Genomic DNA, 15069 nt, shown 5'->3' with positions numbered 1-15069 from the left:
CGACTACCCCCCCATCCTCGTGTTCAAATGCGCGATGATGTTGTCGAAACTTCCCTGCATCGTATCCGTCAGCACCGAAGGATAGACGCCGAGCAGCACGATGAAGGCGAACAGCGCGATCATCGGCACGGCTTCGATGAGCCGTGCGTCCTTCAGCACCGCGTAGCGCTCCTGCTGCGGGCCGAACGTAATCTTCAGCACGCTGCGCAGGATGTACACAGCCGCCAGAATGACGCCGATCGCGGCGATTGCGGTCACCCACTTCATCGTCTCGAACAAGCCGAGGAAGGCAAGGAACTCGCCGATGAAGCCGGACAGCCCCGGCAGTCCGAGCGACGCCATCCCCGCGGCCAGCAGCACGCCGCTCATGAACGGCATCGGGCGGGCGAGGCCGCCGAGCTCTTCCAGTTCCGTCGTGCCGGTCCGTTCGTACAGGCTGCCCACGATCAGGAACAGGAGCGCCGAGATGAGGCCGTGCGAGACGAGCTGGAACACCGCGCCCTGCAGTCCGATCTCGTTCAGCGACGCGATGCCGAGCAGCACGATGCCCATGTGGCTGACCGACGAATAGGCCAGCACCAGCCGGAACTCCCGCTGGACGAACGCCAGCACGGCGCCGTACAGCACGCTCACGGCGCCGAGCAGCGCCAGCACGAACGACGCATCTTCCGCCAGCTCGGGGAACAGCCCGATGCCGAATCGGATCAGACCGTATCCGCCCATCTTGAGCAGGACGCCGGAGTGAATCATGACGACGGAAGGCGGCGCTTCCGCGTGGACGCGGAGCATCCACGTATGCAGCGGCAGCACCGGCAGCTTGATGCCGAAGGCCGCAAGCAGCAGGATGAAGATCGTCCACCGCATTCCGTCGCTCAGCGCGAACGGATTGTCATACCCGCCGGGCAGGTTCGTGAGCGATTCACCGGATGTCAGATTCGCCGCAATCGTCGCGTAATCGCCGCTGTATACCAGATCGCCTCCCTGCTCCGTCGCATTCAGCGATGCGCCCGCGGTGGAAATGAGCAGCACGAACGCAATCAGCATGAGAGCCGAACCAAGCCCGTTGTAGATGAGGAACGTGTTCGCCGCTTTTTCCCGGTTCAGGGAGCCCCAGATGCCGATCAGGAAGAACAGCGCGATCAGCGTCAGCTCGAAGAACAGGAAGAACAGGATCAGGTCGCGCGCCAGGAAGACGCCGAGCATCCCCGTCTCGAGCAGCAGGAACCAGACATAGAACGCTTTCCAGCGCTTCTTGATATGGACCGACGCCAGCGCGGCCATTACCGCGACGAGCGCCGCGAGCGCCACGAGCGGCAGCGACAGGCCGTCGACCGCCAGATGGTACTGGAAGACGTAAGCGCTGGAGCCGATATTGACCGCCTCATGGTTGAGCGCGATCGTGATCCAGTCGACCTGCTCCCTGAAGGCGTTCGGATTCGCCGCGTCATAGGACGCGAACAGCCAGAGCGACAGGCCGAGCGGGACGAGCGTCGTCACGATCGCAGCCGTGCGGAGCGCGCGGCTGTTCGTACCGGGTATGAAGAGCAGCACCAGCAGCCCGATGATCGGCGAGAACGTCAGCAGCGTCAGCCAGGGGAAAGAGCTTTCCATTACCAAAACCTCCTTCCGGCAATCGCTGCAACGAGAATGACCAGCCCGATGACGACGTACAAGCCGTAGGACTGCAGTTGGCCGCTTTGCATCCGGGTTGCCGCGCGGCCTGTCCAGAAGGCTGCGCCTCCCGCCAGCCGGACGGCGCCGCCGACGACATGGCGGTCGAAGGCGTCGCACGCCCGTCCGATCGCGCGCAGCGAGACCGTGAAGACCGCATGATAAATTTCGTCGATGTAGTATTTCCGCTCGAGCAGACGGGTCAGCCAGGGCGCGCGGGATGTGACGACATCGCGCGAAATGGCCCCCTTCACATAGATCAGCCAGCCGAGATAGATGCCCAGAAGGCCGATCGCCGTGGAGACGAGCATGACGAGCGCCGCACCTTCATGCTCCGCCGCATGCCCGGTCAGCCATTCGCCGAACCAGCCCGTGCCGCTGAACGGCATTTCGATGAAGCCCGCGATGACCGCCAGCACCGCCAGCACGATCAGCGGCACCGTCATGGTAGCCGGCGATTCATGCGCTTCGCCGCCCGCCTTCGGATTGCCCGCGAAGACGAGGAAGAACAGGCGGGACATGTAGAGCGCCGTCAGAAACGCGGCCGCGATGCCGACGACGAACAGCGCCGGATTCGCGTGGAGCGCTTCCGCCAGAATGGCGTCCTTCGACCAGAAGCCGGAGAGCGGCGGGATGCCGGCGAGCGCCAGCGCGCCGATCGCAAACGTCCAGGCGGTCGTCTTCATCGTCTTGCCGAGGCCGCCCATCTCGTGAATATCCTGCGTATGAACTGCATGAATGACGCTGCCCGCCCCGAGGAACAGGAGCGCCTTGAAAAACGCATGCGTGAACAGATGGAACATGCCGGCCGTCACCGAACCGAGCCCGATCGCCATCATCATGTAGCCGAGCTGGCTGACGGTGGAGTAAGCCAGAATCCGCTTGATGTCGTTCTGGGCGATGGCGATCGACGCCGCGAAGATCGCGGTGAAGGCGCCGACCCAGGCGACCGTATCCAGCGCCGCCTGCGACGCTTCGAAGATCGGGAACGTGCGGGCGACCAGGAACACGCCGGCAGCGACCATCGTCGCGGCGTGGATCAGGGCGCTGATCGGCGTCGGGCCCTCCATCGCGTCCGGAAGCCAGACGTGCAGCGGGAACTGGCCGGACTTGCCGACCGCCCCGACGAAGATCAGAATCGCGATCAGCGTCGTGATGCCTTCCGTGATCAGGCCGGTCTGGCCGAACACGTTCTCAATCGCGGCGAACGACAAGTTATGATCCGGCATGTACCAGAACAGGAGCAGTAGCGCGATCAGCAGACCGACATCGCCGATCCGCGTGACGATGAACGCTTTCTTCGCCGCGGCCTTCGCTTCCGGCTTCTGGTACCAGAAGCCGATGAGCAGGAACGAGCAGACCCCGACCAGCTCCCAGAAAATGTAGAGCGTGAGCAGATTGTCGGCGAGCACGAGACCGAGCATCGAGAACGTGAACAGCGCCACGTAGCCGAAAAACACGGTCATGCGCTCATCGTCCTTCATGTAGCCGATCGAGTAAATATTGACCAGGAACGCGACGAGCGAGACGACGACCAGCATGAGCGCCGTCAGATTCGTCACGTCGAAACCGGCGGTCAGGGCATAGCCGCCGATCTTGATCCAGTGGAAACTGTCGTTGTATTCGTCGGCGCCGCCGAGATGCTCGATCAGCACGAGCGCCGACAGGGCGAGCGCCCCGAACGATCCGAGCACGGCGACGATGGCGCCGGTCTGCTTCATGCCGCGGCCGAACGCCGTCAGGATGAGGAAAGCCGCGAGCGGGAACACCGGAACGAGCCAGGCGTATTGCGAGTACACGGTTGCCATAGCCGCTACCTCCTCATCTCGTTGAATTCATCGACGTTCACCACGCCGCGCGCGCGGAACAGGGCGATCAGGATCGCGACGCCGACCGCCACTTCGGCGGCCGCCACCGAGATGGTGAACAGGGAGAAAATCTGGCCCGTGAGCGACGGCACGACGCCGTATTTCGAGAAGGCGACCAGATTCAGGTTCACCGCGTTGAGCATCAGCTCCACCGACATGAGCACGATGACGGCGTTGCGTTTCGACAGCGCGCCGTAAAGTCCGATGCAGAACAGAATGGCGGCCATGGTCAGGTACGATGACAGCACGTCTACTCCGCCTCCTTCTTCGCGATCACGATCGCGCCGATGAACGCGACCGTCAGGAGAACCGACACCAGTTCGAACGGGATGACGTGCTGCGTATAGAGCTGCTTGCCGATCTCCATCGCGTTGTCGACCCCGGCCTGCAGCGGCGGAGCCGAAGGCTCGAATTCCGTGGTACGGATCGCGTAGAACAGAATGCCGAACAGCAGGATCGACGCGACGGCCGACACGATCTCGTGCACCGGCCTTGCCGGCTCATGCTGCACGGCCTGGTGGTGCGTCATCATGATGCCGAAGATCATGAGAATCGTGACGGCGCCCGCGTAGATGAGCACCTGCACGAAGGCGACGAATTCCGCTTCCAGCACGACGAACATGCCGCCGAGCCCGAGGAAGACCGCCGCCAGCGACACCACCATATGGACGACCTTCGTCAGCGTCAGCATCAGCACCGCACCGACGATCATGATGACGGCGAACGCGAAGAACGCAACCAGTTCGCCGGACCAGTTGATGTAGAACCCGCCCATCGGTTACTTCGCGCCCCCTCTCTGCGGCGCGCCGATGTTGTTGTTGTCCTGCCGGACGTTCGTGTTGTTGTTTTCCAGCCACTCGCGATCCTTGAACAGTTCGTCGCGGCTGTATGCCGCCAGTTCGAAATTGTTCGTCATGACAATCGCTTCCGTCGGACACACTTCGGTGCACAGATCGCACAGGATGCACAGTTCGAAGTTGATGTCGTAGGTATCGATCACTTTGCCTTTCTTCTCGGGATCCGGATTCGGCTTGCCGACCAGCGTGATGCACTCTGTCGGGCAGATGCGCGCGCACTGGTTGCAGACGATGCATTTGTCCGGCTCGAAATGCTGGACGCCGCGGAACCGGTCCGGCATCTTGAGCGGCACGTCCGGGTAGGCATAGGTGACCTTCTTCGTCGTCATCGCCTTGAGCGTAACGCCCAGACCCTGGATCAAACCTTTCATGGCCCTAACCCCCCGTTACCCTTTGATGAAAAGCTCGAGACAGACCGCCGTCACGAACACGTTCAGGATCGCCAGCGGCACCAGCACCTTCCAGGCAAATCCCATCAGCTGGTCGACGCGCACGCGCGGCATCGTCGCCCGAAGCCAGAACAGGAAGAAGATGACGAAGGCCATCTTCAGGATCATCCAGATGACGCCCGGTACGAAATCAAGGAACGGCGCCGGCGGATGCCAGCCGCCGAGGAACAGCACCGACGCCAGCCCGGCGATCGCGAACATGTACACGTATTCCGCCAGCATGAAGAACGCGAAGCGGAAGCCGCTGTACTCGGTGTGGTAGCCGGCGACCAGCTCGGATTCCGCCTCCGGCAGGTCGAACGGCGAGCGGTTCAGCTCCGATACCGCGGCGACGATGAAGACGCCGAAGCCGATAATCTGGGGAAGAAAATTCCACTCCCAGAACCAGTCGCCCTGCGCCTCGCCGATCTGCCGCAGGCTCATGCTGCCGGTCATCATGACCGTGCCGACGATCGAGAGGATGAGCGGCACTTCGTAGCTGATCATCTGCGCCGCCGAGCGCATGCCGCCGAGCAGCGAATATTTGTTGTTCGATGCCCAGCCGCCGAGCACGATCGCGATCGTCGAGATGGCGGACAGCGCCGCGTAGTAGACGATGGCGACGTTCAGATCGGCGAAATAGAGCTCGCGGGTGTACGGGATGACCGCCAGCACCGCGAACGACGGCGCGTAACAGAGCGCCGGCGCGAGAATGAACAGGGCGCGGTCCGCCTTGCGCGGAATCGTGTCCTCCTTGACCAGCAGCTTGAGGACGTCCGCCACCGTCTGCAGCAGCCCCCACGGCCCGAGCCGGTTCGGCCCGTGCCGGAACTGCATCCAGCCGAGCACTTTCCGCTCGAACAGGATCGCGTAGGTGACATAGCCGAGAATGAGCAGGAGGAAGACGACCGCCAGCACGGCGTAGATCAGGACGTTCCCCCAGGAAAGCGGTTGTTCCACCCAATCGCTCATCAGCAGTCGACCTCCCCGAGGACGATGTCCACACCGCCCAGAATCGCGATAAGGTTCGTCATCGTCTCGCCGACGAGCAGCTTCGGCAGAATCTGCAGATTCATGAACGAAGGCCGGCGGAACTTCAGGCGGTACGGCTCGGCCTTGCCCTTCGAGACGATGTGGCAGCCGATCTCGCCGCGCGGCGATTCAATCCGGACGTACGTCTCGCCCGCCGGGGGCCGAATGGCGCGGGGCACCTTGCCCATCGTCTCGCCGGAAGACGGGAACTGCTCGACGGCCTGCTTCAGGATGCGCAGCGACTGGCGCATCTCCTCGAACCGGATCATGTACCGGTCATAGCAATCGCCGTTCGTGCCTACCGGCACGTCGAACTCAAACCGGTCGTACAACGAGTAGGGCTCGTTCTTGCGCAGATCCCATTTCACGCCGGTGCAGCGGAGATTCGCGCCGGAGAGGCCGTAGGCGATCGCCGTTTCGGCGTCGTACTTGCCGATCCCCTTGACCCGTGCGAGGAAAATTTCGTTGCCGCTGACGAGCCGCTCGTATTCCTTGAGCTGCTTCTCCATGTACGGCACGAAGTCGCGCACCTTGTCGATCCAGCCGGGAGGCGCGTCCCACTTCACGCCGCCGACCCGCATATAGTTGTAGGTCAGCCGCGCGCCGCACAATTCGTTGAACAGGTCGATGATCATCTCGCGTTCCTTGAACGCGAACAGGAACGGGCTGAGCGCGCCCAGGTCCAGCAGGTAGGTGCCCCACCAGACGAGATGGCTCGCAACGCGCTGCAATTCCATCACAATAAGGCGCAGGAACTCGGCGCGTTCCGGCACCTCGATGCCCATCATTTTCTCGACGGCGTGCACGAGCACGTAGTTGTTCGTCATGGCGGACACGTAATCCATCCGGTCCGTGTACGGGATGATCTGGGTGTAGTTCAGGCTTTCCGCCAGTTTCTCCGTGCCCCGGTGCAGATATCCGATGACAGGCGTTGCTTCCGTAATCACTTCGCCGTCCAGCTTCACGACGATGCGCAAAACGCCGTGCGTGCTCGGGTGCTGCGGGCCGACGTTCAGCAGCAGTTCTTCGGTACGGATCACGCGTCACACCTCCGGATCGAGCGGAACGTAGTCTTTGCGCAGCGGATGGCCGACCCAGTCGTCCGGCATCATGATGCGTCGCAGGTCCGGGTGGCCGGGAAAATCAACGCCGAGCAGGTCGTAGATCTCACGCTCGGGCCAATCCGCCGACGGCCATACCGGCACCGCCGACGGAACGGACGGCTGCTCGCGATCCGTGCGGATCTTGATGGCATATTCGCGCTTCGTCTCCAGATTGATGACGAAGTAGACCACTTCCATATGCGTCTCGTAATCGACGCCGGTCACATTGCGCAGATAGTTGCAGCCCAGCTTCCCATGGCTCTTCAGCAGCTCGGCAGCGGCGCGCCAGTGTTCGGCCTTCACGGTGATCGTCGGCATGTCGCCCGCCAGCTCGTTGATCACCGCTTCTTCCACCGCTTCCGGATGCACTTCGGATTTCAGCAGCTCGACCGCTTCGTCGAGCCAAGGCTGCTTCGGCGACGGCGGCTTCGGCTCCGCAGGCTCTGCGTCTCCGGGCGCCGCTTCACCGCCGGCAGCGGCTTTCGCCGCCAGGCGTTTGGCGCGCGCTTCCTGCGCGGCCTTGATCTTCGCCGCGCGCTCGGGATCCACCGCCCCGGCTCCCGCGGCTTCGCCCGCAGGGGCGGACGGCGCATCAGCGGGCGCAGCCGGCTCAGCCGGCTTACCGGATGCGGATGCATCCGGATTCTCCGGCATCGTATCCGGCTGCGGCTGGTTCGGATGCTCCGCACCCGCGCCGGCGGGCTCGGTGCCGGAGACTTCCTGCGTATTCGCGGGCTCCCGCTGTTCCGCGGCCGCCGGCTCCGTCTGCTCCGCAGCGGGCGGCGATTGCTGCTCCGCAGCCGCCGTTTCTTCCTGCCGGCCTGCCCCGCGCTTGTTCTCTTCGCTCACCGATTCGTCACCTGCTTCCCGGTCTTCGCCTCGTAACGAATTTTCTCCTGAAGCTTGTTGATCCCGTAGATCAGCGCCGCCGGATTCGGCGGGCAGCCCGGAATGTAGACGTCGACGGGTACGATCTGGTCGACGCCCTTGACGACGGAGTACGAACGGACATAGGGACCTCCCGCGGTAGCGCACGATCCCATTGCGATGACCCACTTCGGTTCCGGCATCTGCTCGTACAGACGGCGCAGAAGCGGAGCCATTTTCTTCGTTACGGTCCCCGCGACAATCATGACGTCGGCCTGACGCGGCGACGGACGGAAAAAGACGCCGAACCGGTCAAGGTCGTAGTGCGCCCCGCCCGTGCCCATCATCTCGATGGCGCAGCAGGCCAGACCGAACGTCAGCGGCCACATCGAGTGGCTGCGCGCCCAGCCTTTCAGTTGTTCCAGCGATGTCACCAGCACGTTGCGCTTCAGCTCTTCGTGCTCTTCAGGCCTCACCTGTTCCAGATCGAATCCCATTTCAGCACCCTCTTCTTCCAGGCATAGAACAGCCCCACCAGAAGCAGAGCCGTGAAGATCAGCATTTCAATCAACACGAACAGGCCGAGCTGATTATAAGCAACGGCCCAGGGATACAAGAAAACGGTTTCGACATCGAATATGACGAACATCAAGGCGTACAGGTAATACCGGATGTTGTAGCGCGCCTGTCCTTCGCCGACCGGCTCGTTCCCGCTTTCATACGTCGTCTGCTTCTCCTGTGTCGGCTTGTGCGGGCGGAGCAGGCGGCCCAGCCCGAGCGCAACGATCGGAAGCAGGATGCCCAGTATCACAAAAATGACCACGATCACGTAGCTGTTGACGTATTTCTCCATACGTTCGCCTCCGTGCGCAGGATCGGTATGGGGCGGCTGGCGGATGGCCCGGCCGCGAATTTACCTTACCAATTATAGCAAAAGGGGGGTGCCCCGTCTATGACCGAGTTGACGGGGCACGGCCGCGCGGCGGTTCAGGTGACGAGCGTCTCGCCGAACTGCGCCCGGTGCAGCCGCGCGTAAATGCCGCCTTGCGCCAGCAGTTCTTCGTGCCGTCCTTCCTCCGCGATGCCGTCGCCGTTTACGACGAAGATGCGGTCCGCTCCGCGGATCGTCGCCAGGCGGTGGGCGATGACGATCGTCGTCCGATTGGCTGCCAGCTCTTCCAATGCCTGCTGAATGATCCGTTCCGTCTCGGTATCGAGCGCCGATGTCGCTTCATCCAATATCAGTATGGGCGGATTCTTCAGAAACATCCGCGCGATCGCGAGCCGCTGCCGCTGACCGCCGGACAGCTTCAGTCCGCGCTCCCCGATGACGGTGTCGAGCCCGTCCGGCAGTTCGCGGATCATGTCCCCGAGATGCGCCCGGCGGGCGGCCTCCATGATCTCCGCTTCGGACGCGTCCAATTTGCCGTAGGCGATGTTCTCGCGGATCGTGCCGTTGAACAGGAAGACATCCTGCTGCACCACGCCGATCTTCGAACGCAGCGAATGCTGCGTCATCTTTTTTATCGGAATGCCGTCGATCGTGATTTCACCCTCGTCCACATCGTAGAAGCGCGGGATGAGGCTGCAGATCGTCGATTTCCCGGCTCCGGAAGGGCCGACCAGCGCGACGGTTTCGCCCGCGCGGATCTTCAAGGAAACGTTCCGCAGCACCTTCGTGTGCGGTTCATAACCGAACGTCACATTCCGGAATTCGATGTCGCCGCGCAGCGACGGCACGTCGATCGCGTCAGGCGCGTCCTTCACGTCCGGCTCCGTGTCGATCAAGTCGCAGAACCGTCGGAAGCCGGCCATGCCCTTCGGATACATTTCCATCAGCGCGTTGATCTTGTCAATGGGCTTCAGGAACACCTGCACGTAAAGCAGAAACGCGACGAGCTCGCCATAGGTGATGCGGCCCTGATAGGCGAACCAGGCGCCGGCGACGAGCACGATCAGCATGATCATCCGGTTCAGCATGTACATGCCGGACGAACTGAGCGAGATCGCGAGGTACGCGCGCAGTTTCGCCCTGCGCAGCCCGGCGTTGTTGCGCCGGAACCGCTCGATCTCGTAGGTCTCGTTGCCGAACGACTTCACGACGCGGATGCCGGATACGCTGTCTTCGACCCGCGCGTTGACGTCGGCGATGTTCTCGAACATCTGCTTGGCCGCCTGGTTCAATTTCACGTTGAACCAGGCGATCAGCACGACCAGAATCGGCACGACCGCGAAGGTGATCAGGGCGAGCTGCCAGTCGACGGTCCACATGATGCCGAACGCGCCAGCGAACGTCATGAGCGCGATGAACATGTCCTCGGGACCGTGGTGCGCCATTTCACCGATGTCGAACAGATCGTTCGTGATGCGCGACATCAGATGGCCCGTTTTCGTGTTGTCGAAATAGCGGAACGACAGCCGCTGCAGATGGTTGAACGCCTGCTGCCGCATGTCCGTCTCGATGTTGATGCCGAGCATATGGCCCCAGTAACCGACGATGAAATGCATGAACATCGCGAACAGGTAGACGAACAGCAGCGCGGTGCAAGCGACGGCGATCGCGTTCCAGTCCTTCGTCGGCAGCAGTTCGTCGCTTACCCATTGCACGGCCATCGGGAATGCGAGCTCCAGCAGGGCGGCGATGACGGCGCAGCTGAAATCAAGCAGAAACAGCCGTTTGTGCGGCCGGTAGTAAGCCATGAAGCGGCGCAGCATGCCCGCACGGCACCTCCTTCGCCGGAGTTTGTCAAAATCTTCGAATAGCAAGAAACCTGCCGGCGAAGCCGACAGGCTGGCCGACAGGTTTCCCATGCCTGCCGGGCAGGCAGGACTGCGGTCTATGAATTGTGATGATTCTTGACTTCGAGCCGGTTCGTGGCGCGCATCAAGGCCAGCTGGGCGCGGCGGAAGTCGATCTCTTCCTGCCGCGCGGCCTGAAGCCGCTGTTCCGCCCGCGCCTTCGCGGCGAGCGCCCGCTCGACGTCGATGTCTTCCGGCAGTTCCGCGCTCTCGGCGAGGATGACGACCTTGTCCTTGCGGACCTCGACGAATCCGCCGTTGACCGCGACCAGTTTTTCCCGGCCGCCCTGCTTGATCTTCGCCGGCGCAATCTTGAGCGGCGTGACCAGCGGAATATGGTTGGGCAGAATGCCGAGCTCGCCTTCCACGCCGCGCACGACGACCATGTCGACCTGCTCGGAGTAGACGATGCGTTCCGGCGTGACAATTTCAAGCAGCATCGTGCTCATCGAGATTCCCTCCCGCCAATCGCATTAAAGCGATTTGGCTCTCTCCACGGCCTGCTCGATCGTGCCGACGTAGCGGAATGCCGCTTCCGGCAGATCGTCGTGCTTGCCTTCGAGAATCTCCTTGAAGCTGCGGACCGTTTCCTTGACCGGCACGTAGATCCCCTTCACGCCCGTGAACGGCTCCGCCACGTGGAACGGCTGGGACAGGAAGTTCTGGATCTTGCGCGCGCGGGATACGATCAGCTTGTCTTCCTCGGACAGCTCGTCCATGCCGAGGATCGCGATGATGTCCTGCAGTTCCTTGTAGCGCTGCAGAATCCGCTTGACGCCTTGCGCGACGTCGTAGTGTTCCTGACCGACGACTTCCGGCGTCAGAATCCGCGAGCTGGAAGCCAGCGGGTCGACGGCCGGGAAGATGCCCATCTCGGCGATGCGGCGCTCGAGGTTCGTCGTCGCGTCGAGGTGGGCGAACGTCGTCGCCGGAGCCGGGTCGGTGTAGTCGTCCGCCGGGACGTAGATCGCCTGGATCGACGTAACCGAACCTTTCTTCGTTGAGGTGATCCGCTCTTGCAGCTGACCCATTTCGGTTGCCAGCGTCGGCTGGTAACCGACGGCCGACGGCATCCGGCCGAGCAGCGCGGACACCTCGGAACCGGCCTGCGTGAAGCGGAAGATGTTGTCGATGAAGAGCAGCACGTCGCGGCCTTCTTCATCGCGGAAATATTCGGCCATCGTCAGACCCGTCAGCGCGACGCGGAGACGCGCTCCCGGCGGCTCGTTCATCTGGCCGAACACCATCGCCGTCTTGCTGATGACGCCGGAATCTTTCATTTCATGATACAGGTCGTTCCCTTCGCGGGTCCGTTCGCCGACGCCCGCAAAGACGGAAATCCCGCCGTGCTCCTGTGCGATATTGTGGATCAGTTCCTGGATCGTGACCGTCTTGCCGACGCCCGCGCCGCCGAACAGACCGATCTTGCCGCCCTTGGCGTACGGCGCGAGCAGGTCGATGACCTTGATGCCCGTTTCGAGAATTTCCGCCTGCGTAGACAGTTGTTCGAACGCCGGCGCCGGACGGTGGATCGGCAGTTTGACGTCGGCAACGACATCGCCGGCCTCGTCAATCGGCTCGCCGAGCACGTTGAAGACGCGGCCGAGCGTCGGCGCGCCGACCGGAACCGTGATCGGGCCGCCGAGGTCGACGGCTTCCATCCCGCGCACGAGGCCGTCCGTCGAGCTCATGGCGATCGTGCGGACCAGGTTGTCGCCGAGGTGAAGGGCGACTTCCAGCGTCAGGTTGATGTCCGGGCCGCCGCCTTCGCCCTTGGCTTCGATTTTGATCGCGTTCAGGACGTCCGGCAGCTGTCCGCGTTCGAACTCGATGTCGACGACCGGACCGGTGACGGACACCACGCGTCCTTTTTTCATATTGTTCCCTCCTGAAGCGCCTGACCCGGCATCATGAAGCCGGCGTAAGACGCGGATTGGTTCAGCTCAGCGCGTTCGCGCCGCCGACGATTTCGGAGATTTCCTGCGTGATGGCGGCCTGACGCGCCCGGTTGTAGTTCAGCGTCAAAACCTGGATCATCTTCTGCGCATTCTTCGTCGCGTTGCCCATGGCGGTCATCCGCGCGCCGAACTCACTCGCCTTCGCGTCCAGCAAGGCGCTGTAGATGAGCGTTTCCGCATACTTCGGCAGCAGCGTGTTCAGCACTTCTTCGGCCGACGGCTCGTACTGGTAAGCCGTGGCAGGCCCTGCCGTGTTCACGTCCTCGCTCACGAGCGGCAGCAGCTGGCGCTCGATCGGCCGCTGGGTGATGGGGTTGATGAACTGGTTGTACCAGAGATAAAGCTCATCATAGAGCTCTTCTTCGAATCCTTTGACCGCTTCCTGCGCGATCGCCTTGATGTCGGCGAAGGTCGGCGAATCCGGCAGACCCGTCACTTCCTTCGCGATCGCCATGCCCCGGCGGCGGAAGAAGTCGCGGCCCTTGCGGCCGATGACGAACAGCACGTACTCGTCCGGCGAGCTGTGCCTACCGCGGATCGTGTTCAGCACGTTGCGCAGCAGGTTCGCGTTGTAGCCGCCCGCCAGCCCGCGGTCGGAGGTGATGACGAGATACCCCGTCCGCCTGATCGGGCGGGACTGCAGCATCGGATGCTTGACATCCCTCGATCCGGCAGCGATGCTGGCGACGACCTCCTTCAGCTTGTCCGCATACGGACGCGCCGCGACCGCCGCCTCCTGCGCGCGGCGGAGACGGGAAGCCGCCACCATCTCCATCGCTTTCGTGATCTGCATCGTGTTCTGCGTGCTCTTGATCTTCGCTTTGAGCTCGCGCATGCCCTTGGCCATCTGGTTCACCCGCCTTTGCTCGCTAAACGCGCCGCCGCTTTCCCGTCCGGAAGGCCGCCGGAATGCTCCGCGGCCCTCAAGCGGGTACTCGTGCCGGCACGTTAGCCCGATTCATTATCCGATCCGTCTGTCAGACGGCAAAGCTTTTCTTGAACTTGAGGATCGCTTCGTTCAGCGCGTTCTCCGTCTCCGGCGTCAGATCCTTCGTGTCGCGGATCGACTGGGCGATCTCCGGCGCGTTCGATTCGAGGTACAGATGCAGCTCGCGTTCGAAACGGCCGACCGCTTCGAGCGGCAGATCGTCGAGATGGCCCTTGATGGCCGCGAAGATCGAGATGACCTGCTTCTCGACCGGCATCGGCTGGTTGACGCCCTGCTTCAGGATTTCCATCGTCCGCGCGCCGCGCGTCAGTTGCGCTTGCGTCGCCTTGTCGAGGTCGGAACCGAACTGCGCGAACGCTGCCAGCGAACGGTAGGCCGCCAGGTCGAGACGCAGCGTGCCGGCGACTTTCTTCATCGCCTTGATCTGCGCGTTGCCGCCGACCCGGGAGACGGAAATCCCGACGTTGATGGCCGGACGCTGACCGGCGAAGAACAGGTCGGACTCCAGGAAGATCTGACCGTCCGTAATCGAGATGACGTTCGTCGGAATGTACGCCGACACGTCCGAAGCCTGCGTTTCAATGAACGGCAGCGCCGTCAGCGAACCGCCGCCGAGTTCGTCACTCAGCTTCGCGGCGCGCTCCAGCAGGCGGGAGTGCAGGTAGAAGACGTCGCCCGGGTAAGCCTCGCGGCCCGGCGGGCGGCGGAGCAGCAGCGACAGCTCGCGGTACGCGGCCGCCTGCTTCGACAGGTCGTCGTAGATGACGAGGACGTGCTCGCCCTTGTACATGAAGTACTCGCCCATCGCGCAACCGGCATACGGCGCCAGATAGAGCAGCGGCGCCGGCTCGGAAGCCGATGCGGTCACGACGATGGTGTAGTCCAGCGCGCCGTGGCGGCGCAGCGTCTCCACGACGCTTGCGACCGTCGACTGCTTCTGGCCGATCGCGACGTAGATACATTTGACACCGGTATCCTTCTGGTTGATGATGGCGTCGATCGCGATCGTCGTCTTGCCCGTCTGGCGGTCGCCGATGATGAGCTCCCGCTGGCCGCGGCCGATCGGGATCATCGAGTCGATCGCCTTGATGCCCGTCTGCATCGGCTCATGGACCGATTTCCGGTGGATGACCCCCGGTGCGGGCGATTCGACCGGGCGGAAATGTTTCGCTTCGATCGGGCCCTTGCCGTCGACCGGCTGGCCGAGCGGGTTGACGACGCGGCCGAGCAGTTCTTCGCCGACCGGCACTTCCATGATTCGGCCGGTCCGCTTCACCTGGTCGCCTTCGCGAATATCCGTGTACGGGCCGAGAATGACGACACCGACGTTGTTTTCTTCGAGGTTCAGCGCCATGCCCACGACGCCGTTCGCGAACTCGAGCAGCTCGCCCGCCATCGCCTTTTCCAGGCCGTGCACGCGCGCAATCCCGTCGCCGACTTGAATAACCGTCCCGACGTCGACGACTTCCATATCGGATTTGTATTGTTCGATCTGCTGCTTGATCAGCGTGCTGATCTCGTCAGGTCTGATACTCAA

General features: G+C 62.8%; 15 protein-coding genes. All 15 read right to left on the bottom strand.

The window, feature by feature from the left end; translation table 11 throughout:
• Positions 1-3: 3 nt before the first annotated feature.
• The 15 genes from C6W55_RS09550 to atpA all read right to left on the bottom strand — a co-directional run bounded on the left by C6W55_RS09550 (position 4) and on the right by atpA (position 15069).
• On the bottom strand, positions 4-1611 hold the full coding sequence (locus C6W55_RS09550) for a complex I subunit 4 family protein (protein WP_213485593.1): 1608 nt from the start codon (positions 1609-1611) through the stop codon (positions 4-6).
• Positions 1611-3479: an NADH-quinone oxidoreductase subunit L gene (gene nuoL / locus C6W55_RS09545; RefSeq protein ID WP_286892468.1), complete on the bottom strand. Its 1869-nt coding sequence runs from the start codon at positions 3477-3479 to the stop codon at positions 1611-1613. The genes C6W55_RS09550 and nuoL overlap by 1 nt, the downstream gene beginning before the upstream one ends.
• 5 nt (positions 3480-3484) lie before the next feature.
• Positions 3485-3787 carry an NADH-quinone oxidoreductase subunit NuoK gene (nuoK, locus tag C6W55_RS09540; RefSeq protein ID WP_286892467.1) on the bottom strand — a complete coding sequence of 101 codons (303 nt, stop codon included), beginning with the start codon at positions 3785-3787 and terminating at the stop codon, positions 3485-3487.
• Positions 3788-3789: 2 nt separating this feature from the next.
• Positions 3790-4314 carry an NADH-quinone oxidoreductase subunit J gene (locus C6W55_RS09535; RefSeq protein WP_286892466.1) on the bottom strand — a complete coding sequence of 175 codons (525 nt, stop codon included), beginning with the start codon at positions 4312-4314 and terminating at the stop codon, positions 3790-3792.
• A gap of 3 nt (positions 4315-4317) precedes the next feature.
• A complete protein-coding gene (nuoI, locus tag C6W55_RS09530) occupies positions 4318-4767 on the bottom strand; it encodes an NADH-quinone oxidoreductase subunit NuoI (RefSeq protein WP_015256577.1) in 450 nt (149 codons plus the stop codon).
• Positions 4768-4782: 15 nt separating this feature from the next.
• Positions 4783-5796: an NADH-quinone oxidoreductase subunit NuoH gene (gene nuoH / locus C6W55_RS09525; RefSeq protein WP_286892465.1), complete on the bottom strand. Its 1014-nt coding sequence runs from the start codon at positions 5794-5796 to the stop codon at positions 4783-4785.
• Positions 5796-6896, bottom strand: a complete 1101-nt coding sequence (locus C6W55_RS09520) for an NADH-quinone oxidoreductase subunit D (protein ID WP_015256579.1) — start codon at positions 6894-6896, stop codon at positions 5796-5798. The genes nuoH and C6W55_RS09520 overlap by 1 nt, the downstream gene beginning before the upstream one ends.
• Positions 6897-6899: 3 nt before the next feature.
• Positions 6900-7808: an NADH-quinone oxidoreductase subunit C gene (locus C6W55_RS09515; RefSeq protein WP_286892464.1), complete on the bottom strand. Its 909-nt coding sequence runs from the start codon at positions 7806-7808 to the stop codon at positions 6900-6902.
• Entirely contained in the window at positions 7805-8323 is a 519-nt protein-coding gene (locus C6W55_RS09510; protein ID WP_015256581.1) for a NuoB/complex I 20 kDa subunit family protein, read from the bottom strand. The genes C6W55_RS09515 and C6W55_RS09510 overlap by 4 nt, the downstream gene beginning before the upstream one ends.
• Positions 8299-8679, bottom strand: a complete 381-nt coding sequence (locus C6W55_RS09505; protein WP_015256582.1) for an NADH-quinone oxidoreductase subunit A — start codon at positions 8677-8679, stop codon at positions 8299-8301. Before C6W55_RS09505 ends, C6W55_RS09510 begins: the two co-directional genes overlap by 25 nt.
• A 134-nt stretch (positions 8680-8813) precedes the next feature.
• Positions 8814-10541 (bottom strand): ABC transporter ATP-binding protein, encoded by a 1728-nt coding sequence (locus tag C6W55_RS09500; RefSeq protein WP_286892463.1) that lies wholly within the window; start codon positions 10539-10541, stop codon positions 8814-8816.
• 122 nt (positions 10542-10663) lie between these two features.
• Positions 10664-11074, bottom strand: a complete 411-nt coding sequence (locus C6W55_RS09495) for a F0F1 ATP synthase subunit epsilon (protein WP_286892462.1) — start codon at positions 11072-11074, stop codon at positions 10664-10666.
• A 24-nt stretch (positions 11075-11098) separates the two neighbouring features.
• Positions 11099-12502 (bottom strand): F0F1 ATP synthase subunit beta, encoded by a 1404-nt coding sequence (gene atpD / locus C6W55_RS09490; RefSeq protein WP_286892461.1) that lies wholly within the window; start codon positions 12500-12502, stop codon positions 11099-11101.
• A gap of 61 nt (positions 12503-12563) precedes the next feature.
• On the bottom strand, positions 12564-13430 hold the full coding sequence (gene atpG / locus C6W55_RS09485) for an ATP synthase F1 subunit gamma (RefSeq protein ID WP_286892460.1): 867 nt from the start codon (positions 13428-13430) through the stop codon (positions 12564-12566).
• 130 nt (positions 13431-13560) lie between these two features.
• The gene (gene atpA, locus C6W55_RS09480; protein ID WP_041853992.1) at positions 13561-15069 is read right to left on the bottom strand and encodes a F0F1 ATP synthase subunit alpha; all 1509 of its coding nucleotides are present in this window, start codon (positions 15067-15069) and stop codon (positions 13561-13563) included.

The sequence above is a fragment of the Thermobacillus sp. genome (genome assembly GCF_003390775.1).
GTDB classification, from domain to species: Bacteria; Bacillota; Bacilli; order Paenibacillales; family Paenibacillaceae; genus Thermobacillus; species Thermobacillus xylanilyticus.
The sequence above is the reverse complement of the archived record's forward strand: the minus strand, read 5'-3'. Positions and strand labels throughout refer to the sequence as shown.